The 21,653-nt window shown below is 40.5% G+C and carries 25 protein-coding genes and 1 pseudogene; 17 read left to right on the forward strand and 9 right to left on the reverse strand.

Going from position 1 to position 21,653, the window contains the following annotated elements; all coding sequences use genetic code 11:
• Window positions 1-424: 424 nt before the first annotated feature.
• From WAA20_RS06380 to WAA20_RS06395, 4 genes are all read right to left on the reverse strand, one after another.
• Complete coding sequence (locus WAA20_RS06380) at window positions 425-1,855, reverse strand: relaxase/mobilization nuclease domain-containing protein (protein WP_073384724.1); 1,431 nt, start codon at window positions 1,853-1,855, stop codon at window positions 425-427.
• Window positions 1,804-2,148, reverse strand: a complete 345-nt coding sequence (locus WAA20_RS06385; protein WP_073384722.1) for a CopG family transcriptional regulator — start codon at window positions 2,146-2,148, stop codon at window positions 1,804-1,806. Before WAA20_RS06385 ends, WAA20_RS06380 begins: the two co-directional genes overlap by 52 nt.
• Window positions 2,149-2,584: 436 nt before the next feature.
• Window positions 2,585-3,439 carry a nucleotidyl transferase AbiEii/AbiGii toxin family protein gene (locus WAA20_RS06390; RefSeq protein WP_073384720.1) on the reverse strand — a complete coding sequence of 285 codons (855 nt, stop codon included), beginning with the start codon at window positions 3,437-3,439 and terminating at the stop codon, window positions 2,585-2,587.
• A gap of 15 nt (window positions 3,440-3,454) precedes the next feature.
• On the reverse strand, window positions 3,455-4,072 hold the full coding sequence (locus WAA20_RS06395) for a type IV toxin-antitoxin system AbiEi family antitoxin domain-containing protein (RefSeq protein WP_073384718.1): 618 nt from the start codon (window positions 4,070-4,072) through the stop codon (window positions 3,455-3,457).
• 171 nt (window positions 4,073-4,243) lie between these two features.
• On the opposite strand from WAA20_RS06395, the gene WAA20_RS06400 reads away from it, so the two are divergent.
• From WAA20_RS06400 to WAA20_RS06420, 5 genes are all read left to right on the forward strand, one after another.
• Window positions 4,244-4,681: a sigma factor-like helix-turn-helix DNA-binding protein gene (locus tag WAA20_RS06400; RefSeq protein WP_073384716.1), complete on the forward strand. Its 438-nt coding sequence runs from the start codon at window positions 4,244-4,246 to the stop codon at window positions 4,679-4,681.
• Window positions 4,668-4,919 carry a hypothetical protein gene (locus tag WAA20_RS06405; protein ID WP_073384715.1) on the forward strand — a complete coding sequence of 84 codons (252 nt, stop codon included), beginning with the start codon at window positions 4,668-4,670 and terminating at the stop codon, window positions 4,917-4,919. Before WAA20_RS06400 ends, WAA20_RS06405 begins: the two co-directional genes overlap by 14 nt.
• A gap of 646 nt (window positions 4,920-5,565) precedes the next feature.
• Window positions 5,566-5,760, forward strand: coding sequence for a DUF6462 family protein (locus tag WAA20_RS06410; protein ID WP_073385019.1), 195 nt, complete (start codon window positions 5,566-5,568; stop codon window positions 5,758-5,760).
• A gap of 100 nt (window positions 5,761-5,860) precedes the next feature.
• On the forward strand, window positions 5,861-6,025 hold the full coding sequence (locus tag WAA20_RS06415) for a CopG family transcriptional regulator (protein WP_073385017.1): 165 nt from the start codon (window positions 5,861-5,863) through the stop codon (window positions 6,023-6,025).
• Window positions 6,026-6,065: 40 nt separating this feature from the next.
• The gene (locus tag WAA20_RS06420) at window positions 6,066-7,298 is read left to right on the forward strand and encodes a tyrosine-type recombinase/integrase (RefSeq protein WP_073384713.1); all 1,233 of its coding nucleotides are present in this window, start codon (window positions 6,066-6,068) and stop codon (window positions 7,296-7,298) included.
• 42 nt (window positions 7,299-7,340) lie between these two features.
• On the opposite strand, the gene WAA20_RS06425 is transcribed toward WAA20_RS06420, so the two are convergent.
• Window positions 7,341-7,541 (reverse strand): hypothetical protein, encoded by a 201-nt coding sequence (locus WAA20_RS06425; protein WP_139263563.1) that lies wholly within the window; start codon window positions 7,539-7,541, stop codon window positions 7,341-7,343.
• A 107-nt stretch (window positions 7,542-7,648) separates the two neighbouring features.
• Window positions 7,649-8,530, reverse strand: a complete 882-nt coding sequence (locus WAA20_RS06430) for a LysR family transcriptional regulator (RefSeq protein WP_073384711.1) — start codon at window positions 8,528-8,530, stop codon at window positions 7,649-7,651.
• Window positions 8,531-8,651: 121 nt separating this feature from the next.
• Here WAA20_RS06430 and WAA20_RS06435 point away from each other — a divergent pair, with 121 nt between their 5' ends.
• The 6 genes from WAA20_RS06435 (at window position 8,652) to WAA20_RS06460 (ending at window position 14,979) form a co-directional block, all read left to right on the forward strand.
• Window positions 8,652-8,867: a hypothetical protein gene (locus WAA20_RS06435; RefSeq protein ID WP_022758556.1), complete on the forward strand. Its 216-nt coding sequence runs from the start codon at window positions 8,652-8,654 to the stop codon at window positions 8,865-8,867.
• Between the two features lie 20 nt (window positions 8,868-8,887).
• Entirely contained in the window at window positions 8,888-9,889 is a 1,002-nt protein-coding gene (locus WAA20_RS06440) for an alpha/beta hydrolase (RefSeq protein WP_073384709.1), read from the forward strand.
• A 54-nt stretch (window positions 9,890-9,943) separates the two neighbouring features.
• Window positions 9,944-10,486: a flavodoxin family protein gene (locus WAA20_RS06445; RefSeq protein WP_027217865.1), complete on the forward strand. Its 543-nt coding sequence runs from the start codon at window positions 9,944-9,946 to the stop codon at window positions 10,484-10,486.
• Between the two features lie 12 nt (window positions 10,487-10,498).
• Window positions 10,499-11,083 carry a cyclophilin-like fold protein gene (locus WAA20_RS06450; protein WP_242951121.1) on the forward strand — a complete coding sequence of 195 codons (585 nt, stop codon included), beginning with the start codon at window positions 10,499-10,501 and terminating at the stop codon, window positions 11,081-11,083.
• A gap of 314 nt (window positions 11,084-11,397) precedes the next feature.
• Window positions 11,398-12,747: an MATE family efflux transporter gene (locus WAA20_RS06455; protein WP_073384707.1), complete on the forward strand. Its 1,350-nt coding sequence runs from the start codon at window positions 11,398-11,400 to the stop codon at window positions 12,745-12,747.
• A 342-nt stretch (window positions 12,748-13,089) separates the two neighbouring features.
• Window positions 13,090-14,979: a glycosyl hydrolase 115 family protein gene (locus tag WAA20_RS06460; protein WP_338802509.1), complete on the forward strand. Its 1,890-nt coding sequence runs from the start codon at window positions 13,090-13,092 to the stop codon at window positions 14,977-14,979.
• 4 nt (window positions 14,980-14,983) lie between these two features.
• On the opposite strand, the gene WAA20_RS06465 is transcribed toward WAA20_RS06460, so the two are convergent.
• Window positions 14,984-15,184: a hypothetical protein gene (locus WAA20_RS06465; RefSeq protein ID WP_073384703.1), complete on the reverse strand. Its 201-nt coding sequence runs from the start codon at window positions 15,182-15,184 to the stop codon at window positions 14,984-14,986.
• 100 nt (window positions 15,185-15,284) lie between these two features.
• Here WAA20_RS06465 and WAA20_RS06470 point away from each other — a divergent pair, with 100 nt between their 5' ends.
• Window positions 15,285-15,500 carry a hypothetical protein gene (locus tag WAA20_RS06470; RefSeq protein ID WP_330361472.1) on the forward strand — a complete coding sequence of 72 codons (216 nt, stop codon included), beginning with the start codon at window positions 15,285-15,287 and terminating at the stop codon, window positions 15,498-15,500.
• A gap of 36 nt (window positions 15,501-15,536) precedes the next feature.
• On the opposite strand, the gene WAA20_RS06475 is transcribed toward WAA20_RS06470, so the two are convergent.
• Window positions 15,537-15,869, reverse strand: coding sequence for a helix-turn-helix domain-containing protein (locus tag WAA20_RS06475; RefSeq protein ID WP_013282515.1), 333 nt, complete (start codon window positions 15,867-15,869; stop codon window positions 15,537-15,539).
• A gap of 145 nt (window positions 15,870-16,014) precedes the next feature.
• Between WAA20_RS06475 and WAA20_RS06480 the strand changes: the two genes are divergently transcribed.
• The 4 genes and pseudogenes from WAA20_RS06480 to WAA20_RS06495 all read left to right on the forward strand — a co-directional run bounded on the left by WAA20_RS06480 (window position 16,015) and on the right by WAA20_RS06495 (window position 18,304).
• Window positions 16,015-16,368, forward strand: coding sequence for a cupin domain-containing protein (locus WAA20_RS06480; RefSeq protein WP_013282514.1), 354 nt, complete (start codon window positions 16,015-16,017; stop codon window positions 16,366-16,368).
• A gap of 216 nt (window positions 16,369-16,584) precedes the next feature.
• Window positions 16,585-16,710: pseudogene (locus tag WAA20_RS06485) on the forward strand (MarR family transcriptional regulator); the annotation flags it as partial.
• Window positions 16,707-17,405 carry a radical SAM mobile pair protein A gene (locus tag WAA20_RS06490; protein WP_073384701.1) on the forward strand — a complete coding sequence of 233 codons (699 nt, stop codon included), beginning with the start codon at window positions 16,707-16,709 and terminating at the stop codon, window positions 17,403-17,405. The pseudogene WAA20_RS06485 and the gene WAA20_RS06490, both read left to right, overlap by 4 nt.
• Window positions 17,381-18,304 (forward strand): radical SAM mobile pair protein B, encoded by a 924-nt coding sequence (locus tag WAA20_RS06495; RefSeq protein WP_073384698.1) that lies wholly within the window; start codon window positions 17,381-17,383, stop codon window positions 18,302-18,304. The genes WAA20_RS06490 and WAA20_RS06495 overlap by 25 nt, the downstream gene beginning before the upstream one ends.
• Before the next feature lie 30 nt (window positions 18,305-18,334).
• On the opposite strand, the gene WAA20_RS06500 is transcribed toward WAA20_RS06495, so the two are convergent.
• Window positions 18,335-19,348 carry a LacI family DNA-binding transcriptional regulator gene (locus WAA20_RS06500; protein WP_242951127.1) on the reverse strand — a complete coding sequence of 338 codons (1,014 nt, stop codon included), beginning with the start codon at window positions 19,346-19,348 and terminating at the stop codon, window positions 18,335-18,337.
• A 334-nt stretch (window positions 19,349-19,682) separates the two neighbouring features.
• Here WAA20_RS06500 and WAA20_RS06505 point away from each other — a divergent pair, with 334 nt between their 5' ends.
• Window positions 19,683-21,623 carry a beta-L-arabinofuranosidase domain-containing protein gene (locus WAA20_RS06505; protein ID WP_073384694.1) on the forward strand — a complete coding sequence of 647 codons (1,941 nt, stop codon included), beginning with the start codon at window positions 19,683-19,685 and terminating at the stop codon, window positions 21,621-21,623.
• The last annotated feature ends 30 nt before the right edge of the window (window positions 21,624-21,653 follow it).

Raw genomic sequence — 21,653 nt, forward strand, 5'->3', positions numbered from 1 at the left:
AATACCGTTCGTATGGAAACATATTGAGTACAGAATGTCAGTATAGTAGACTACCAATTGTTGATATTGGTAGTCTATTTAATGGAGGTAAATGAAATGTTAGTTTTATTCACATCAGGAGGGAATTGGTTAGAATGGTGGGAGGAATTATTTGGTAGAAAATAAACTTAGTCTCAGAGAAACATAATCAATTGACAATGTTGTTAATAATAGGTATAGGAAATTAAGCTGTATAATGTAGAACGGTACGGATGTATTGGAGAAACAGTTTATAAATGCAAATTATTTAGTTGCTTGGAAATTGTATTTAGGAATTGTGATTGATATTATTTTTTTCATAATCATATAAGTAAGTAGTGGTAATTATGACATAATTATCGCTACTTACTTAAGGATTTGTTAGTAATATTATCTGTTTTTTGGACTATAAATATTTTGAACTCTTTATTTCTGATTGGGATTTGTTTTGTGATATATATTCAGAAATATTGATTGATTTTAGCTGTAATGCTGTAGTCTCATTTTTGAGGGATTTATAGTTCTTTTCAATATCAGTTTTTTGGGCTGTAAGATTATCATAATCTTTTTTTATTTCTGTAATATCAATAGAATCAGCATCAAGCCCGATTTTTCTAAGCATACGTTCAGCTCCGTCAAAGAGAATGAGCTGTGTTTCATGCATGCGTAAGTACCGGTCTGGATCTTTGGATTTTTTGTATTTATTATGAAAGGATTTGTTGTCAATGTATTGTTCCGCATACAGAAGCAGCTCGGAGATTTTTTTTATCTCATGTTCAAGCTCGACAAGTTTTGTTTTGGCAGAATTAGCTTCGGCCCTTTTTTCTTCAATTTGCCTATGGAGTTCAGCAAGGTTATCTGCTGCAGCATAACTTGAAGCAGCAGTTTTTAGATTCTTTATGGATGCCCAATGCTGTAAACCAGGGCTGTTTTGAAATTTTTCTCCGCTAGTGTCAATTAGAGTTTTGCTTGCTCCGGTGCGAGTAAGAATATCCTTTTTTGGTACTTTGATTATGCGTTTTGTGATTGCTATATTGTTCTCGGTTTGCTTTTGCGCACTTTGCTCATTATCATGCCACTTCTCTGGATTTTCTATTCTATCCTTAATATCTTCTTTGGTATAACCGGATCCAAAATTCTTGAAGCTTCCACGTATAGGACGTTCCTGTCCAGGTGCAAGGAACTTGATATATTTTGCATGAGGATCACCAAGTTTATCGCCATAGACAGTGTACCCTTTTCCCTTTATTAACAACAGAAAATCATCATAAGATTTTGCAATTCTTATGCATTCGTCAATATCTTCTTTTAATCGTTTTTTCCAAGAGTTACCTTCAAGTTCTGCCTTCCATTCGGTGTATTTTTTTCCTCTTACGCCACTTGGAATAATGACTGAAAGATTGTGCTCTTTGCATAGTTCATCGCTTAGCTCTCGTATATGATGGTAACTTCGTTTGGTGTCATAATACTTTTTGTGCTCTATATTATCGGCGGCACAAAAGATGATATGGTTGTGAGGATGTCCCTTGTCAGTATGTGTAGCTACGATATAAGAGTACTTTCCTTCAAGAAGTTTGTCTGCAAGCTCTATTCCAATCAGATGAGCTTCTTCGTGAGATACTTCTCCTTTTGCAAAAGATTGGATTAGATGAAAAGCCAGATTTTTGTCGGTACGCTTTGTACGTGAAAGTGCAAAATCGAAGTCATGTTTTGCCGTCTCAATACCACATCCAAATGTATCAACAAGAAGTTTCTCTTCCGTCTTTTCTGGGTTACAAATATAAGCTATAGCTTTTGTAACGGTACTTTTGATAGCATGGATTCGTGTGTATGCCATACTTTCTCCATCAACTCCTTTATTTCTTTTACATCTTCTTCATAAATGTTCCCTGTTTTGAAAATTCGTTCCCGGATCATATTTATATTTTTCCCAATAATCGAGAGTTGCTTGTCATAATCCTGGAGGTAATTATAGTCGATGTCATAAACATATCCATAAATTATAAGATGACGTATATATTCAGAAATTGACCTCATGCCTGAAGCCTTGATTTTATTATCGAGGATATATTTTTCGTCATCGTTGAGATAGATTTGTATGGGATTCCTACGTTCTCTTTTTTGATTCAAATGTAAATACTCCTTTCCTTTTTGCCAGACTAAGTGCTTATGATTTCTGACAAAACTGCATATTGCGCAAATATAAACCATAGCATTTAGTCAATGATGGGGGTCAGGGGGCATAACCCCTTGCAAGCTCATTTACTGTCATTTTGTCGATAGGAAAAAGGGCAGTAAATGTGAATGTGTCATGACACATTCAGTGCTTGGTATTCTTCTTGCAAATCGCTTGCGATTTGCGGGTTCAGACTGCCATAGGGCAGGCGGCTATGAACCCATAACGCCGTATCCGGCGATTGTCCTTATGCGTTTGTACTGTGGAAATCAGATATAAAAAGAAAAAACTGCCACAGTACAGGCGCAAGGGTGCACCGGTAATTAGTAGCAGTTTAGGTGTCTTATGAAATTGGAACTGAGGTCATGTTAGCAGAAGAAGTTGAACAGGTCAATCGCTTTCCGGAATATTCTTCAGATAATTTCCGACCTCAAGGGCATTTTGTACTACATCATCAAAGGAAAGGTGGGCGGCATATGTCTCATCGTTCACATAATTGTGCCAGTCCGATGCAAGGGATTCCTCATTTCTGATCTCTTCGCAGATGGTTTCGTATTTGCCTATAAGCTCAATGGAATTTCTCTTCTTGGCGGTATGTTCAACGGCTATTTTGAAGTGATCCGGATTGATATCGTCCTTGTAAAGATGGAAGAGTACATACAGATCATAATAATCCCTCGACCTTGTATTTCCGATTCCTCGGCGGATAACTGTTTCATACTTTTCTGCAAGGATTGTCTCCAAGGTATAGGCGTATACTTCGATGTCTTTTTCATCGAACATCGTATGGAAGGAATATTCGATTGCTGCAGGAGTAATCTCATCGCCGGTAGTGATGTCCATCTTCATTTTGTTCTTAATCTTGCCATATTCAGCAGAGAAGTGGATACGAAAGTTGTTGTAATCATCATCTTCACGGATTGGTTCGATTTTCTCAAATTGGAATAAGATACCGTCACCTGCATTAATAGTGAAAATCTCTTTTACAATACGTTTGATGTTTGCCTCGTCCATGTCGATTCCTCGGATGGTGGTATCCATGTCCATGGTGGTTCTTTCAGATATGCCGATCATGGAAGATATGAGAAGACCGCCTTTTAGAACAAAGTTCTTCTTGTAAGGCGATAATGATAATCGTTCCAATATGCGCTCGAACATAAAAATCTGTAATACTTCCTGTGCGTGAAGATTTTTCTGCTTGGCAATATTACGGATTGCTCCCTTAAGTTGTTCTGGTGTTTTCATGGGGAAACTCCTTTATCAGTTCGTCATTATATCCATATAGTCCCGCACTTTGCGTTCGATATGGAAAATTTTGGCATATTTAATAAGTTGTGTTTTATCTGTATTCCGGTCAGTGAAGTATTCCTTCAGAGCCTGAAGATAAAGCTGTTTATCGATTTTGTCCTTTTTCTTTAGCAGATCGATTATGCACCTTTCCTTATCATATAGGCGGACTACATTTCCATCTGGTGACAAGGTTTCAGTAATGCCGACATTCCATTTATCGGCATTAACGTAATGCAACCTGATATTTTGATTATCTTTTTTTATGCGGGTTGCATTGAATCCCTGCGGCACGGAGATGTCCCATACATGAGGGATACGGTCTGACATGTTCCAAAGATAGAGTGCGGTTCCATAGGAGTAAATAACTCTTGGATTGTTTGCCTGTATTATCTGGAGAACGTCAGGAAATTCGTCTGCATAATAGTATATTCCTCGGCTTTCTTTTAAGAGTATGCCTTCTTCTACAAAAGTGGGTATCAAGACACGGCTGATGCCTGCATTTTCTATCTGGGCGGTGGTAATTAGTCCGCCGCCTTTTTTCGCCAATTCTTTTAGTATTTCTATTCGTTGTTCTCTTAGTCTGGGCATGTTGCATCACCTCCATTAAACAAACGCACTTTAATAATACAATAATAAAGTCGATATGTAAAGAGAAAGATTTTTAAATATTTTTTTGTTTTTTATACCCACATTTCACTATCTATTTTAATTCTATGTAATGAAGGACGGAATCAGGAGCCAAAAGTAGAAAGGATAACTATGAGTGGCTATGAATTCGATCCAAAGGATAAAAAAGGGAGTTTCAGGGACAGATTTGACAGGTATTGCAAAAGGACAATCTATAATGTGGCACATAATTTAGTTTATAAGCAAACACAGTATCTCATTTTTCAGTATGGTGCAGATGATGTGGATCCAAACTGGCTAACGAGAGATGACAATCATGGGGATCTGTATGCTGTCAAATTATCCGTTAGGGGAAAGGATGTCCTGATTCAGAATGAAGAATTGGCAAAAATGCTGATGAAACTTCAGGATAGAAAGCGTGAGATTCTGCTGATGAGCTTTATGTTGGATATGACACTTGACGAGATTTCCAGTGAACTGGGGATTGAATATGAAACAGCGAAATCCACGAAGTCTAAGGCTATCAGGGAATTGAGGAAAGGGGTAAAAAAGAAAAGTGAAGAGACGTAAATATGCTCCGCCGGAGGAGCTTCTTGCAGAGGCGGCAATGAACGGAGATGTCGGAGCATTATTTGAATTGAAAGAGCACTATAAAAAGCTTATGTGTTATGCGCTTAATAGAGAGATAAGAATGTCATCAGAGCTATATGGATTTGAAGAGGAATTGTACGGTTTTGATGACCTGCTTGGAGATATGGGGATCATATTCGACAATGCAGTAATGGATTTTGAGAAAATAGAGGATTAATCATTATTAACGATAACTCCTGATTCCTATCGCCTTCATTATTAACATTTGTCATTCTCATAAGGCATATAAGCCGGAAAGCGGTGTAGCAGCTGCAGGTGTCGTTTATATGCCTTTCGGGCTGACAAGCCCGGCGTAGGAATTGCCGTTGTTTGCGGCGGGGAAGTACTTTGAAAATTGAATATCGTTTTACTTTGCAGAACAACCGGAGCGTTAAGCCGAACAGTAAGTACGCCAAGATGTGACTCTATATTAATTAGGAAGAAAAGCGAATTACCTATATGAGTTGCGGAGCGTCGTATATGTTACTGAAAATGGGATTGGGGATCCTATGGCGATGATGCGTTCCTTAGTTAAAGTTACTTCCCAAAAGATAGGGGCTGAAGAAGCTGGTGGAATTCCAATGTGATCATACCCAGGATCACTGCAAAGTATTTTTATGAAAAAGGTTTGTCAGTCAATAAAAGCGCATTTGCGAAAAATATCCATGAAAGTATAGGGGGAAAGTGCGCCTTTATTGGCTGATTAGCCATGCAACACTATAGCGAGAGGAGCGATGCCTATGGCCAAAGAGAAAGATGATGATAATCTTGTCAAATGTATCTTTAATGATGTGGTATTTTATGTGCCTAGCGACGTCTTTTCGATGGTTCTTCTCCGGGCGCAAAGATATTCAACCAAAAAATATGTTCGTTATAAGGAGGGCGCAGAATTGTACAGCATGAGCGAGCGGAAATTTACGGAGCTTGCAAATAATGCTGATGCTGTCATGCATGTGGATAAGATAGCACTTGTTGATCTTGAGCAGATTGAAAAGTATATCAGGCTCAATAATTCATGAGATCCAGTTAAGAGATTTTGCAGGACAAAAACACTTGACATATTGCAGGACAAAAAGTATAATGAGGCTTGGTTGAAGGAGGTGCGCTGATTTGGCTAAGATGGGAAGACCAAAGACTGAAAACCCGAAGTCAAGCAAGATATCCATCCGCTTTACTGATGAGGAATTCGAGCAGTTGAAAAAGCGTGCAGACCAAAACAACCAGACCATAACAGAAACCATACGCGAAGGTGTCAGACAATTGTTTGAAACTAAGCAACAGTAATTTTGCAAAGTCTCTTTCCTGAATGGAAAGGAGATGGATTATGGCAAAAGTACGTAAAGACACTAAGGGCAGGGTATTACACAAGGGCGAGGACTACAAGAAAGATAAGAAGCTTTACCGATATTCCTACACAGATCCTTTAGGTAAGAGGCGATGTATTTACTCCAAGGACTTAGAGGAGCTTAGGAGAAAGGAAAAGCAGCTTCAGAGGGACCAGCTTGACGGACTTGATATTTATGTCCAGGGCAATGCGGATGTAAACTATGCGTTTGACCGCTATATTGCAACTAAGACTGAGCTACGTAGTTCGACTAAGACCAACTATTTGTATACCTATGACCGTTACGTGAGAGATGGATTCGGTAAGAAGAAGCTTTCAGATGTCAGATATTCTGATGTGGTGCTGTTTTACAACGCTTTGCTTGGCAAGGGATTATCTGTTAGTACGGTGGATTCTGTCCACACAGTATTGCGACCTACATTCCAGCTTGCAGTCAGGGATAATGTCATCCGTAACAATCCTGCGGATGGGGCTATGGCTGAAGTGAAGAAGAAATGGGACGGGAGCACAGGTGTAAGACATGCACTCACGATAGAGGAAGAACAGGCATTTCTTGGAAGCCTTGATCTTGAGAAGAATCTTAGGTGGAAACCGCTGTTTACTGTGATGTTCGGTACTGGCTGTCGAATAAGCGAGATTATCGGTCTGCGTTGGGATGATGTTGATTTTGAGAATGGGATAATTACGATAGACCATGATGTGACATACTATCCCAGATCTGACAAGAGCTATAAATGCGAATACGAGCTTGCGCTTCCTAAGACTGAGGCAGGAATCAGAACGATTCCGATGCTCAAGAAAGTCAAGGCAGCACTTGAAATGGAGAAGCGCAATCAGAAGGAGTATGGTTATCATTGCTTGGTAGAACTTGGCGGAATGAAAAACTTCATCTTCTGTAATCGTTTTGGTGGGCTGCAGAATCCGGCTGGCGTGAATAAGGTTATCAAGCGCATAGTATCGGATCATAACGCACAGGAAATAGTGGATGCAAAAAGAGAGGGCAGGGAGCCGGTCATCATACCGGATTTTAGCTGCCACATCACAAGGCATACTTTTTGTACAAGACTTTGTGAAAATGAAACCAATGCCAAGGTGATTCAGTCCGTTATGGGACACAAGGATGTCCAGACAACATTGGGCATATACGCCGAGGTATCGGAAAAGAAAAAGAAGGATATATTTGATCAGTTAAATGATCAGGATGTCATTTAGGAAGAGTCCTTTGATGGACTCCCAAGTACCACAAATACTTGCCTAGTGCCACATCTGTACCATATTTTTTCCAATGAATGGTGCATGATAGTGCATGATAACGGCAAATGAGCTGACGGATAGCTGTGGGAAGCGTGCATGACAGTGCATGATAACGACATAGTGGTGAGCAGTCGTCCCGACATAGAAGTTCATCCATGAACTTCTAAACATGTCGTAACTACGTCCTGTAGTTCCCGACATAGAAATACATCCCTGTATTTCTAAACATGTCGTAACTACGTCCTGTAATTTCCGACGCTGAAATCGCTATAATTTCGTCGCTCCTTGTCATTCCTTGTCACGCTTCGTCACACTACGGACTTAAAAGTCTTTTTTATCTGCTCCAGGAATTTTTCAGCTATAGGAGTAAAGGTCTGATACTTATTCCAAATGAGATATAGCTCTGATTTCAGTTCCGGTGAAAGAGGCTTAAATACCATGTCAGTACCTTCGGTGTTTATCAGGTTCTTGAACGTAAGTAAGATTCCAAGTTTTTCCCTTGCAAATACAGAGCCGTTATAGGAAAGTCTAAAGGAACCCTCCAGCTTAAGTTCATTGAATCTGTCTTTGGCCCACGCTTTGATTTCATTGTTCCAGCTCTGTTCAGAGACAAATAGAGGTTGTCCTATCAGGTCAGAGACCCGGATGGACTTTTTCCTGGCGAGGGGATGAGATGAAGGCATGATTGCTCCCCACACATCAGCTTCCGGGAATTTTACATATTCATATTTATTGCTGTCTGGTGTTTCACATAGTACAGCAAAGTCTAAAATACCCTTATCAAGCTTTTCAGTAACCTGCTCAGTATCTCCGCTGGTTATATGATAAGTGAGGTTAGGGTATTTTTCTTTTAACTTATAGATCTCTCTGGCAAGGTATCTGATCTGATAGCTCTCAGCAAGTCCAAAATAAATATCCCCACCTGTTATATCATCCAGAGAGTTAAATTCCTGTTCTATCTTATCGGACATGGCAACAAGATCCTGAGCCCTGTCACGAAGGAGCATCCCTTCGTCCGTAAGCGAAATGCTGAAACTGTGCCTTACAAACAGTTTCTTTCCAAGTTCTTCCTCTAATGCTTTTAACGTCTTTGAAAGAGTGGGCTGTGATACATGAAGCTGATCAGCAGCCTTTGACATATTTTCTTCCCTTGCAACTGCAAGAAAGTATTTGAGATTTTTTATTTCCATGAAAACCTCCATAAAGTTGACAATCAATGTGTTATTCCAAAAACGAATATCATGATATTTATTTTATTCATTAGCGAAAATCTGGTCAAGGATTTAGTATGAAGTCAGAAGGAGCAATAAGATGGATACCAAAAAGATTCTTGAAGGCCTATCGGACATGGGCTGCGATGAGAAAGAAATAAACTTTATGAAAAAGATGTATGAAGAAGGTGACACTGATACACTTCTTCGAGATCTTAGAAAATGCCGGTGCCATCTTATGGATGAGCTTCATAACAGCCAGAAAAAAGTTGATAACATGGATTTTTTGATAAGACAGATTCAAAAAGAGAAATGATTAAAACGGAGGAATGTAAAATGATCAGAAAAGAAGAACTAAACCTTGTAACCGAGTGGGATAAGACCTTTAAGAAAAGTGATAAGGTTGACCACAGCAAAGTAACATTCGTAAACAGATATGGAATCACCCTGGCAGCAGATATGTATGTTCCTAAGAATGCAGAGGGCAAACTTCCTGCAATTGCTGTATGCGGGCCATTCGGAGCAGTTAAGGAGCAGTGTTCCGGTCTTTATGCTCAAACAATGGCAGAGAGAGGATTCTTAACAATAGCATTTGACCCATCATTTACAGGAGAGTCCGGTGGGAACGTAAGATTTATGGCATCTCCTGATATCAATACAGAAGATTTCATGGCTGCAGTTGATTTCCTTTCACTTAATGAAAAAGTAAATCCTGACAGGATTGGAATCATCGGTATCTGTGGCTGGGGCGGCATGGCTGTAAATACAGCAGCTCTTGATACAAGGATCAAAGCTACAGCTGCAATGACAATGTATGACATGACAAGAGTAAATGCCAAGGGATATTTTGACTCCGAGGACAGCGAGGAAGCAAGGTATCAGAAGAGGGCTGCCATGTGCGCTCAGAGACTTGAAGACCTTAAGGCAGGTGAGTATAAGCTTGGCGGCGGTGTAGTAGATCCACTTCCGGAGGATGCACCTTTCTTTGTGAAAGACTATTATGATTACTACAAGACTGAAAGAGGTTATCACAAGAGAAGCCTTAATTCCAATGGCGGCTGGAATGTGATCGGCTGTGAATCCTTTGTTAATCAGCCAATACTTAAATACAGCAACGAGATCAGAAGTGCAGTTTTACTTGTACATGGAGAAAAGGCACATTCATGCTATTTCTCAAAGGATGCTTATGCAGATATGATCAAAGACAGCAAGTATGCAGATAACAAGGAACTTATGTTAATCCCTGATGCAGTACACACAGATCTGTATGATGGTGGTGATAAGGATTATATTCCTTTTGATAAGCTGGAAAGCTTCTTTATGGAGAATCTGAAGTAATGATGACGGTTGAGGATGTAGAACCGATAGAAAAGAAATAAAGGATGAGATGATATGAGCAAAGTACTGGTTATTTCAACAAGCCTTCGTACAAATAGCAATTCAGATATACTTACTGAAAAGCTTATAGAGGGGGCAAAAGCGTCAGGTCATGATGTGGAGCATATAAGCCTAAAAGGGAAAAATATCGGATTCTGTATCGGATGTCTGGCCTGTCAAAATACACAAAAATGTGTCATTAAGGATGATGCTGTCACTATTGCAGAAAAAGTAAAGAATGCAGAAATTCTCGTTTTTGCAACACCTATTTATTATTACGAGATGAGCGGTCAGATGAAAACTCTTTTGGACAGGCTCAATCCGCTATATCCTTCAGATTATAAATTTAGAAATGTATATATGCTCTCCGTCGCAGCTGAGGATGAAGAGTTTGTGCCTAAAAAGGCTGAAAGCGGACTTCAGGGATGGGTTGACTGTTTTGAAAAGGCAGAATTCTCCGGTTCCTTATTCTGCGGTGGCATAGGTGATATGGGTGAGGCATCTGGGAAAACAGAAGAGTTAAACGAAGCTTTCGAGTTTGGAAAGTCTTTAAGATAAAGGATGCTTGATATGAAAGAAAAAATGATTTTGATAGCATTCTGTATGACAATCATGTTTTGTATGAGCGCCTGTTCAGGAAATACAATAAACTCCGGTGATAATCAGAATGCAGTAACTGAAATATCAACATCAGAAAATGTTGAAACAGAAAGCTCAGAAGAGAATGTCATGTCGGAGGAAACTGCTATGTATCAGCTGGCAGAAAAAGATGAATCAGTAGATGATGAAGCTATTGGAGATAGTACAATGATAATGAAGATTGGCGATACAAAAGTTAATGTGGAATGGGAAGACAATCAGGCTGTAGAAGCGCTGCGGGATATGGCTAAAGATGGTGATATTACCATTCAGATGTCAATGTATGGCGGTTTTGAACAGGTGGGCTCAATTGGACAGAGTTTGCCACGAGATGATAAGCAGACAACAACATCATCAGGTGATATAGTTCTGTATTCCGGAAATCAGATGGTAGTGTTCTATGGTTCTAATAGCTGGTCATATACAAGACTTGGACATATATCTGATAAGAATACGGAAGATATGACTGATCTTCTTTCCAATGGAGATGTTACTATAACCATTAGCATTGAATAAAACGGGCTTTTTTGAAAATGTCCGCATAATGTCTGCAAAATGTCCGCTTGTATACGAAGATTTTTCACTTGCGTGTAAGATCCTGGTTGGAAATTATGTCAAAGGATCAATTTTCTTGAGCAAAAGTGAGTTGGAACGATATGACTGCATCCCATATCAACTTGCATTCTTTTTTCAAATAGGTTAGTATTTCTCTATTGAATCGAATAACTGTTTATTCATCGGAGGGTGAGTTGTTCTTGAAACGACAAGCTGGATAAGATGACTGGTTGAAATGCCGGTTTCTTATCCGGCTTTTTTTGGAGGTAATGTACGTGTCTAATCAGAAAAATTTTACAGAAGGGAAAATACTGGGGCCACTTCTTAAGTTCGCTATCCCTGTGCTTTTGGCACTATTTCTGCAATCACTATATGGCGCTGTTGATCTTATGATTGTAGGCAAATTTGCAGAACCTGCTGATGTGTCTGGTGTATCAACCGGTTCACAGATCATGATGACGCTTACAAATCTTGTAAGTTCATTATCAATGGGTATGACTGTGTTTTTAGGACAAAAGATTGGTGAAAGAAAAGCTTCTGATGGTGGGAAAATAGTGGCAAATGGAATAATGCTGTTTTTGTCGACAGGTCTTTTCCTGACAGCATTCATTTCATTGTTTGCCGGAAATCTTGCCAGTATCATGAATGCGCCGGAGGAGGCTTATGGTCTTACGGTTTCATATATCAGGATATGCGGAGCTGGAGCAGTGGTAATAATATCTTACAACCTGATAGGAAGTATATTCAGAGGACTCGGAGATTCTGTCACTCCGCTTGTAACAGTGCTTATAGCGTGTGCCTGTAACATTATCGGAGATTTAACTCTGGTTGCAGGATTCAAAATGGGAACAAAAGGAGCTGCTATAGCAACAGTAGCCGCGCAGCTGATAAGTGTTGTGATATCTTTGCTAATGATAAGCAAAAAGGAACTACCATTTAAGCTTGATAGATTCTGCTTTAAACTGAATAAAGAAATCATCAAAAAAATAGTGTTTATCGGAGCTCCGGTTGCGTTGCAAGATCTTCTTGTGGGTATTTCCTTCCTTGTCATTCTGGCTATAGTCAATTCACTTGGTGTAATTGCATCCGCGGGAGTAGGCGTTGCAGAGAAGGTTTGCGCATTTATCATGCTAATACCTTCAGCTTTTGCTCAGTCAATGTCGGCGTTTGTATCTCAAAACAGAGGCGCAGGCAAATATGATAGGGCCTTAAAAGGGCTCAGATATGTCATCGGAGTATCATTCATATTTGCAGTATTCATGTTTTACAGTGCTTTTTTCCATGGAGATTTATTGTCCGTGATATTTGCAAAAGATGCAGAAGTTGTTGCTGCTTCCTGGGACTACCTTAAAGCATATGCCATTGATTGCCTGTTTACATGTTTCCTTTTTTGTTTTATAGGTTTTTTCAATGGGATGGAATATACAAGATTTGTCATGGTTCAGGGTATAGTGGGAGCTTTCCTTGTGAGAATACCTGTATCTTATATTATGAGTAAGCAGGAACCTGTATCGCTCTTTCATATAGGCTTGGCAACACCGTGCTCTACTGTTACTCAGATTATTATGTGCTTTATTTGCCTGTTTGTTTTGAAAAGAAAGCTGAGAGGAAAAAATAGTAAATAATATCGGAATATAATCATTAGTAATTATTTTGTAGTCTAAATCATTAATAGGCACATTTTAGTTCATTCATAGTTGAAATCTTATAAAAAACGACCAAGTTAGCACAAAACGATTATGTAAATTGAAGGCTTCTGTTATCCTTGAATTATCAGCAATTAAATAAGCAAATTCAGCTTATTATAAACGCCGGCAGGAGGCAAAATAGCTATGATCATCAATACAAACTTAACCATAATAACAGGAAAAGCAAGCGAGCCTGTTTTACATGCATTAGATCACTTGAAAAGAGATTTAAGTGAGTCACTGACTCCGTCCCCAGGGTCCAAAACTGCACCTTCCCCATTGACTCCCAACCTTGTCCTTGAGGAAGAAAATTCCCTTGAAGCTGAAACCTACATGCTTTCATGCAAGGACAATACCCTGACAATAAAAGCCTCTGACGACCTTGGTTTTATTTACGGTATCTATGAGATAAGCAGGCGCTTTCTCGGCATACAGCCGCTGTGGTTCTGGAACGACCAGAAGATACAGCGCCGCGAGAGCATAGAGATTCCCGAAGGCTTCACCTACAGATCTGAAAAACCAAGAGTCCGCTATCGTGGCTGGTTTATCAACGACGAAGTCCTTTTGGCAACCTGGAAAGTGGACGGAAGTTCAGAACTGCCCTGGGAGATGGCCTTTGAGGCACTGCTGCGCCTTGGCGGAAATATGACCATTCCGGGGACTGATAAGAATTCAAGAAAGTACCGCGCCCTGGCGTCCAGGATGGGCCTTTATATAACCCATCACCACGCAGAGCCCTTGGGCGCTGAGATGTTCATAAGAGCATATCCTGACCTTGAACCCTCATTTGCAAAGCACGAAGACCTCTTCATCGGTCTCTGGAAGGACGCAATCAAGGAGCAGTCAGACAGCAAGGTGATCTGGAACATTGGATTTAGAGGACAGGGTGATAAACCCTTCTGGGCAGACGATCCGAGATACGACACGCCCAAAGCCCGTGGCGAACTCATCAGCAAGATCATTCGCATGCAGTACGACCTGGTCAAAGAGCATAACAAAGACGCAGTCTGCTGCACCAATCTCTACGGTGAGATCATGGCACTTTACCGTGACGGCAACCTCGAACTCCCCGAAGACGTAATAAAAATCTGGGCCGACAACGGCTACGGCAAGATGGTATCACGTAGGCAGAACGACGACGACCCCAGAGTTTATGCGCTTCCCACAGAAAGCGACCACGGAAGACATGGCATCTACTACCACGTATCCTTCTATGATCTTCAGGCTGCAAATCACATGACCATGATGCCGAACGCACCTTTGTTTATAGGAAAAGAGCTTTCAGACTGCCTCTCAAACGGCGCAGAAGATTTCTGGATCATCAATTGCTCGAACATCAAGCCGCACCTTTACTACCTTGACCTTGTGGCAAGGCTCTGGCAAACCGGCAACGCAGACACGGAGCATTACACTCAGGATTACGCGAGGACCTACTATGGCACTGATAACGCAGAGGCCGTTTCAAAGCTTCTTTCCCAGTGGCCTGAGTATTCACTGAAATTCGGCCCTCACGAGGACAACAGAGCAGGAGAGCAGTTCGCAAACCACATCACCAGGATGCTTGCAACGAACTTTGTTGTAGACAGAAATAGGCCTGCGCCACATCTTAATTGGGCCACAAGCGCTACCACCTTCCGCGATCAGATCATCTGGTATAAAGAGCTTGTGGAAGCAGCAGCTAACAACTATGAACAATATTTAAAACAATGTGAGACTACAGAAAAAGCTCTCTCCGATACAGGAAAAGAGCTTTTCAAAGATTCTCTGCTTATGCAGGTAAAGTATATGTACTATGGTTACCTCGGAGCAAGCCTTGCCTGTGAGAGCATGCTCCTTGGACTTTCCGGCGAATACAAAAAAGCCTTCTACCAAGCCGGCCTCGCCCGCGAAGCCTTCCTTGCAGGAGACAAGGCTCAGCGGGAAAGAGAGCATGACAAGTGGCAGGGTTTTTATGAGAATGACTGCGAAGCAGATATCAAGCAGTCTGGCTTCGTGATGGAATACCTCATGTCAACCTTAAGAGCAATCGGCGACGGCCCTCATTACTGGGCTTGGCAGCGCGACGTGACAGACTCAGAAGAAGACAGGAAAGTAACGCTCCTTCTTAGCACCACCAATCATTTGAAGGACTTGGAACTGTTCAATCTCATGAAGCAAAAGATATGCTAATATCCTATTTTTCTATTACCAGTTCAGATTTTTTCATGGCCGGTGTTATACCGGCCTTTTCTTCTATGCTGTTTATTAATTCTTCAGATTCCTCAAGTGACAGTATTACGTATCCTTCATTTTCATAAAACTTTTTAACTGCCTGATATTCATCACTGTCTTCAGCAGCTGTGTAATCGTGTAAATCTGTATAAAGATAATTCAAACTATGATCAGACGCCAAAAAGTATTATCTGGAAAGCGGACTTACTACAGTCAAGTCTGACCTTGTAGATGCTCCAATCATCAATGAGCTTCCTATCGCCATGGAGTGTGAGTTTATCGAATATCAGAGTGACGAGACAGGAATGGGAGTTATCGGAAAAGTCGTAAAAACCTCTATTGAGGAAGCAAATATGTCTGGAGACAAGGTTAATATAGATTCTCTTGAAGCTATCGCCTTTGATCCTTACACACATGGTTATTATAAGGTGTCCGGAAGAGTCGGAGAGGCTTTTTCAGATGGAAAGAAGCTCTTTTGATGGACAACAATTTACAATAATGAAAAAGCTGAGGGCTCAACCTTCAGCTTTTTCTATTTCTTTAATATATTCAAAGCCGAAAAGTTCAATCTGATCCAAGACCTTCCTGAATTTTTCGCCCATTTCGCTAAGACTATATTCAACTCTGGGAGGAACTTCGGCATATACCTTTCTGGTTATCAGTTTGTCATTTTCCAATTGTCTTAACTGTCTGGTCAGCATAGCTCTGGTGATGTCCGGAATATTCCTTTCAAGTTCGTTAAAACGTTGTGTTCCTGTACTAAGCTGAAAGAGTATAACTATGGCCCACTTACCTTGAAGGACTCTTTGAGTTGTGGCATAAGGACATTGACCGTAAATGCTTTTCATTAAAATTTTCTCCTTGTATTTCCACAATAGTATCAAAAATGTGACTATGTATTATAAATGTTCGTACTTGTTTGAAATTGCCTAAGGGATAAAATGATGATACAACAAACAAAAACAAATATCAAATACATGGAGGAAAACAAAAATGTCAAATTTCAAAAAAGTAAACGTAACAGAGGCTCCTAGAACAGAACTTCATGATGCTCTTGGTTTAACGGGAGCAGAGATAAGTATCAATCATCTTCCTGCAGGAGCAGGTGTTCCCTTTGTACACTCACATAAAAATAATGAGGAAATCTATCTTATTCTTTCCGGAAAGGGTAAGGCTGTAATTGATGGAGAGGATGTTGAAATCGCTAAAGGTGATGTGGTTAGAATTTCACCTGAAGGAAAGAGACAGTTTCTTGCTGCGGAAGATTCAGAGTTAAGCTATGCATGTATCCAGGTCAAGGCAGGTTCAATTGGTGGATTCACTGCAGAGGATGCAGTGATGTACTGATCCTCAAAAGACACCAGCTTTTTCCATAACCATGCCGAGTCTCGCAGTGACGAGCTGTGTGATTCAGAAGGGTGTCGCAAACTGCATCCAACATATGCGGGAATCCAACTCAGAAATGCCTGCGCAGAAATCATGGAAAAGCAGGGGTATGAGGAGCCGACGGGATAGGCGAAGATCACACCGGGATTCAATCTTTGGAGCAGGAGGAGGTAAGCTTATGACTCCGTATCCAATGAGATGGGGAGTATTTATTATCGTGATTTTACGGATAAAGAGATTCTTCAGTTTGAAGAGTATCTTAACCGCATCAGGGTAAACCTTGAGGAATGGAGTGACAAATGAGTATTTGTATTAAAGATCAGATTCAGAACATGAATCTTGTTATAGGGTGCTCTGTTGGATGTCCGTACTGCTATGCCAGAAACAATACGAGGCGTTATCACATCATAGATGATTTTGAAAAGCCACAGTTTTTTCAAGGAAAGCTTCGTATGATGGAAAAGAAAAAGCCGCAGAATTTTCTGCTGACCGGCATGAGCGATCTCTCGGGCTGGCATGAGGAATGGAGAGAGGAAGTCTTTAAAAAGATAGCAGAGAATCCTCAGCACCAGTTTCTTTTTCTTACCAAACGACCGGATCTTCTGTCTTTTGAAACAGATCTTGATAATGCATGGTTTGGCGTTACAGTTACAAGAAAGTCTGAGTTATGGCGTATTGATGCACTGCGGAGCAATGTGAAGGCAAAAAAATATCATGTTACCTTTGAGCCTTTGTTCGATGATCCGGGTAAGGTTGATCTTACAGGCATTGACTGGATTGTGGTGGGAACCATGACAGGTGCAAAGAGCAGGACTGTTAAAACAGATCCCAGGTGGGTTTATTCATTGACAGAACAGGCTCATGAACTGAACATTCCTGTATTCTGGAAAGAAGATCTTGTTCCGATTATGGGAGAAGAAATGATACAGGAAATGCCGGATGCTTTTAACAAAGTGCTGGAGGAACAGAGAATATGGAACAACCAGAAATCAAAGTAAATCATATAGAAACAAAAAGTGTAATGACAAAATCGAATACTCCTATTGGAGGATATTCGGTGAATCCCTATGTGGGGTGTCCCCATGCCTGTAAATACTGCTACGCATCTTTTATGAAACGCTTTACAGGGCATACGGAGGAATGGGGAACCTTCATGGATGTGAAAGACTGGCCTGAAATAAAGAATCCAAAGAAGTATGCCGGCCAGAAGGTGATCATTGGAACAGTTACGGATGGTTATAATCCGCTAGAGGAAACATATAAAAATACAAGAAGACTTCTGGAAGAACTAAAGGACAGTGGTGCGGACATACTTATCTGCACAAAGTCAGACCTTGTACTAAGAGATCTGGATCTGCTAAAAGAGATCAATGAAAATAGCAGACTTACAGTATCATGGTCAATCAATACTCTCGATGAAGAGTTTAAAGATGATATGGATGCGGCAGTAAGCATAGAAAGAAGGCTTGCTGCAATGAAAGAGGTATATGCGGCAGGCATTCGTACAATTTGCTTCATTTCACCCGTGTTCCCGGGGATTACGGATATAGAAGCAATCATAGACAGGACAAAAGATCAGTGTGACCTTGTATGGCTTGAGAATCTGAATCTTCGCGGAGGTTTTAAGGCAGATATCATGAAATACATTTCTGATAAACATCCGGATCTGGTGCCGTTGTATGACGAAATTTATAACAAAAAGAACCGCAGCTATTTTGAAGCGCTGGAAAAGAAAGCAGAAGAGCTGGCTAAAAAGTATGATTGCAGGTTTGTTGATAATGAAACTCCGTATGAGAGAGTAGAGAAAGGACATCCAACAATCGTAGATTACTTTTACCACGAAGAAGTAAGAGGAACTGCCAATAGTGGAAAGAGAAATGTAATGCATAATCCTTGATGGCGGAGTGAAAAAAGGAGATTCTACCAATCAGGTAGAATCTCTTTCTATTATCCTGCAAGGAAGTCGCACTTCGCCTCGCAGAATGTCTTCTTTATGTTCAATTTTTGAAATCAGGCCTTCGGCTGATTTGTAGCCGATATCAAAAAGTGGAGGCTCAACAGTTGTGAGTGTTGGACGACACACTGTTGATAATTCCCTGTTATCAAAGCCAATAAGTGCAATATCCTTGCCAACCTGAATCCCAGCATCATTGCAGGCATCTATTACGCCCATGGCCATTTCATCGTTGTGGGAAAAAATAGCAGTCACATGCTGTCTGATAAGTTTCTTGGTGGCACTGTAGCCACTGTCTCTTGACCAGTCTCCGTTGATTACATATCCCGGATTATATGGTATGTTGTGATCATATAAGGATTCCTGATAACCTGTTAGTCGCCATCTGGTGTGAACACTGCTTACTTTGCCAGTTATGGTGGCTATTTTTTTGTGCCCTTTTTTTATCAGAAGAGAAACTGCTTCATAGGCGGCGTGCTGATCATCATACAAAACAGAAGGAATCGCAAGGGATGGAGAAATGCAGTAAGCGCATACGAAAGGAATATTGTTTTCAAATATGCTTGGTACTACTCTGTGAGAATGGCAGCCAAGATAAATAATTCCATCAACCTGCATGGAACTCATGTGTGAAACTGCATTGTTTTTGATTTCTGAGTATCTATCCTTGTCATTGTCAGGATCAATACCAAGAGTGTTTATGCGAAGATTTTCCAAGAGATAACGATAACCCTTCTCTTCACAACAGGCTCCGATGCCGTCTATTACTGGAGGAGTGTTGAATACGGTAAGGTCCTCTGCAAGGATCCCAATTGTCCTGCTGGAACCAGTTTTTAGATTTCTGGCATAGAGGTTGGGATGATAATTAAGTTCCTCAGCAATTTCCAGAATTTTCCTGGTGGTCTCTTCACTTATATTTCCGGTGCCATTTAAAACCTTGGATACTGTTGCGACAGATACCTGGGCTTTTTTGGCGATGTCCTTCATATTAGACACAGTTTGTCCTCACTTCCAAAATACTAACTACAAGATAATGGTAAACGTTTTCTTAATAAAAAACAACCAAAAAATTGCTCACAATATTATTGAAAATTGCTATTTACATATATAATGCAACAATATAAAATCCAAAATAAGGTAAACGTTTACCTAAAATGAAATTGGGAGATGAGTTAAAAGAATATCATGAGTTGTAGTGAGGGCTACAGCTTTATATATAAAAAGGGAAAACGTTAACTTTGCACACAACTAGAAGGAGAGAAGTACACCTTTGATGAAAACGGAGTGCTTATTAACTAAAAAATATGAAGGGGCATTGGGCATGGAAAAAGAAATAAGGCCGTTGAAACTTCAGCAGGTAAAAGTCACTGATCCTTTATTCGGGCATTATATCAATAAAGTAAGTGAAGTCATGCTGGTTCATCAGTGGAAAGCTCTAAATGATGAACTGGAAGGAACTGATCCTACGGGATGTATCAAAAACTTCCGTATAGCTGCCGGACTACAAGAGGGAGAACGGCAAGGAGTAGTTTTTCTTGATACTGATCTATATAAGTGGATAGAGTCAGCTGCCTATTGCATTGCAATAGGTAGCGGGACTCAGTTTGAAGGTAAAATTGATCAGGTGATCGATATTTTGGAAAAGGCTCAGGAAAAAGACGGATATTTAAATACTTACTTTCAGATAACAGCTCCGGAAAAGAAATGGACAAACCTGGTTGAGGGACACGAATTATATACCTCAGGACATATGATTGAGGCAGCAGTTGCTTATGCACTGGCCACTGGTAAGGAGAAATTTCTTCAAATTGCAATGAGGAATGCTGACCTTATTTGCAGGGTATTTGGAACAAAGAAAGGACAGATTCCTGGAGTTCCAGGGCATGAAGAAATTGAGTTGGCTTTGATCAAGCTTTATAGGTGGACCAGGGATGACAAGTACTTAAAGCAGGCTGATTATTTTGTCAGGCAGAGGGGAACTGCACCTAATTATTTGCAGAATGAGATTGATGGCAGAAAAAACCCTGAGTTCTTTCCTGAGTTTAGAAACTATTCTATGAAGTATGCACAGGCAGAGAAACCTCCAGTAGAACAAACTGAGGCTGAAGGTCATGCTGTAAGGGCAATGTACCTGTACAGTGCTATGGCAGACCTGGCAAAATGGCAGCAGGATAAAGAAATGGAAAAAGCCTGTGACAGACTGTGGGATAACATGGTAGGCAAGAGAATGTATATCACAGGAGGAATTGGCAGCAGCGGATTTTTGGAGTGCTTTACCACAGATTACGACCTGCCTAACAGCACAAATTATTGTGAGACTTGTGCTTCTGTGGGAATGATGATGTTTGGACAGAGGATGGCTGCCCTAAAGAAAAATGCAAGCTATTATGATACAGTTGAAAGAGTATTGTACAACACTATTCTGGCAGCTATGAATCTGGAAGGAGACAGATATTTTTACGTAAATCCATTAGAGATGATTCCGCAGTTTTGTACTGAGAATACCTATATGGATCACGTTAAACCTGTCAGGCAGAAATGGTTTAGTGTTGCCTGCTGCCCTCCTAATCTTGCGAGAACGCTGGCTTCTCTTTCTCAGTATTTATATGCTTGTGATGAAAAGGGAATCTACATTAATCAGTTCATATCATCAACCCTTTCGGTGGATAATTCCGGTCGGGAAATATTTGTGGAGCTTAAGTCAGCTCTTTTGACAGATGGAACAGTAGATATCAGGATTTCTACTCTGCAGGCTACAGATATCAGGATAAGAGTTCCGGCCTATGCCAAAGATATGGAGATAGCCCTTGATGGTGAAAAGTTTTCCTATATAGCTGACAATAACTATGCAGTAATTGCTCTTAAGGGTGGTAAACACAGGATTGAGCTTAATATGGGGGTTCATCCAAGATTTGTGGCAGCAGACCACAATGTCAGGGCTGATGCAGGTAAGGTTGCTGTAATGCATGGACCTATGGTCTATTGCCTGGAGGAGGCGGACAATGGACAGAACTTATCTGACATTTACGTGGACACTGATGCTAATCTGCTAAAGGGCAAAGCTTATGAAGAATTCCCAGGAGAAGTACCGGCGATAGAGTATGAGGGCTACAGGGTTAAGAGTGTTGGTATTGAAGATGGCAGCCTTTACGGAGAGGCAAGATTTACGAAGAAGCCTGTGAAGATCCGAGCGGTTCCCTATGCTTTTTGGAACAACAGAGGTATTGGAGAGATGGAAGTCTGGCAGAATATTTCTATCTAAAGATAGAACATTACTGCTGAAAAATAATTT

It is taken from the genome of Butyrivibrio fibrisolvens (assembly GCF_037113525.1).
Classification (GTDB): Bacteria; Bacillota; Clostridia; order Lachnospirales; family Lachnospiraceae; genus Butyrivibrio; species Butyrivibrio fibrisolvens.